Here is a 1,421-nt window from a genome sequence, read left to right as displayed (position 1 = left end):
ATCCTCAACATCGACGCCCAGATAGCGGACCGTGTTCTCGATCTTGGCATGACCGAGCAAAATTTGGATGGCTCGCAGATTTCCCGTCGCTTTGTAGATGATCGAGGCCTTGGTGCGACGCAGGGAATGGGTTCCGTATTCCTCTGGTCAAAGCCCGATCGCCTCGACCCATTCGTCGACGAGGCGGGCATACTAACTTGTGCTCATGTGAGCCCTTGGATTGATCCTGCTCGGAAACGCGTAATCATCGACTGTCCCGCCGCGTCGCTCCAGCCATGCGAGAAGGCTGGAGCGTGTGTCGCTCATCAACTGGTACTGAACAGGTCGGCCGGTCTTCTGTTGGATGACCATCGCGCGACTTCGGATTTCCGTCCTACAACAAGGTGGCCGATTTGATCTTGACCAGATCGCAGCCGCGCAACTTGCTGTCGATCGCCAAATCGAAGAGCGCTCTGTCTCGCAGACGCCGCTCTCGATCGAGATAGAAGCGTATCGCCCCATATCTGTCGAGTTTCAGAGGGCGTTTCGTTCCGATCTTCTTGCCTGCATTCCATGCGCGGCGATCGGAGGCGGCAAGGTCGTAGCACGAGTGTCCCATTTCGTTTCTCCTTCGGCCATGATTGGCCACCGGAGAAACGTCGGTCGACGGTTATGGGCCGAAACTTGCCCTTCGGAATTCGGAACGAAGTTGTCGACAAGCAGCCCTTCAGCCTATGACGGCGTTCGTCGCTGTTGATGCTACCTGCTCTGTTTGACTGTCGGCAGCGATGCGCGAAGCTAGTCCGTTGCTGGCACCACATTGCCGAGCCTCATCGGCCTGGCAATTGACCGATCATGTTTTACCCCGGCCTACAGGCAGGTCCTTGATCGGCTGCTGATAGAACATGCCGGTCGTGTCTTTGCGAGCGTCGATGAGACAGTACTTGCGGAGTTTGGTGGCCCTGTCGAGGCGTTGCGGTGTTTGACAATCAGGCAGACAATCGTTCACAGCTATGGATGCAAATCACGCCTTCCAGAACGGCTTTTGAAGTTCCGCCTCGACGGCAGCCGGGGTGAGACCGACGTCGTCGATCCGCTGAGGCCCATCTTCCGCCAGTCGCTTCAGTTCCTCGCGATAGTACTTGCGCTCGCGCCAGACCGCGACCAGGCCGCGCAGGGCGAAGAGTCTCGCCCAGACCGATACCGGTTCAGTCGTCCACGTCGGCTGTTCGCTCCAGAGAGACTGGTAGAGTCTTGAGGTAAAAGAAAGCTGCGTGCTCATTTGGCTCGTCCTTTCTTGGTGCTGCTAAAGTCGATAACGCTACTTTGGCGGATGAGCGGACCTGCGTACTAAAGCGCGGCCGAAACTGTTCCGAAAAATTCCGAAACGTTTAATATGGCGGGATGCAACGGGTTCACCTCACCTTTGGTCCGTTCCTGCT

At 56.9% G+C, this 1,421-nt stretch carries 1 protein-coding gene and 1 pseudogene; both read right to left on the bottom strand.

Annotated elements, in window-relative coordinates; genetic code table 11:
- Positions 1–598: pseudogene (locus EN991_RS36155) on the bottom strand (tyrosine-type recombinase/integrase); the annotation flags it as partial.
- Between the two features lie 405 nt (positions 599–1,003).
- Positions 1,004–1,261: a hypothetical protein gene (locus tag EN991_RS36150; protein ID WP_064994914.1), complete on the bottom strand. Its 258-nt coding sequence runs from the start codon at positions 1,259–1,261 to the stop codon at positions 1,004–1,006.
- Positions 1,262–1,421 lie beyond the last annotated feature (160 nt).

Origin of the sequence: Mesorhizobium sp. M7A.F.Ca.US.005.03.2.1, assembly GCF_003997795.1 — a bacterium.
GTDB lineage: Bacteria > Pseudomonadota > Alphaproteobacteria > Rhizobiales > Rhizobiaceae > Mesorhizobium > Mesorhizobium ciceri.
Note: the sequence above shows the minus strand (reverse complement) of the source record. Positions and strands in the feature narration are given on the sequence as shown.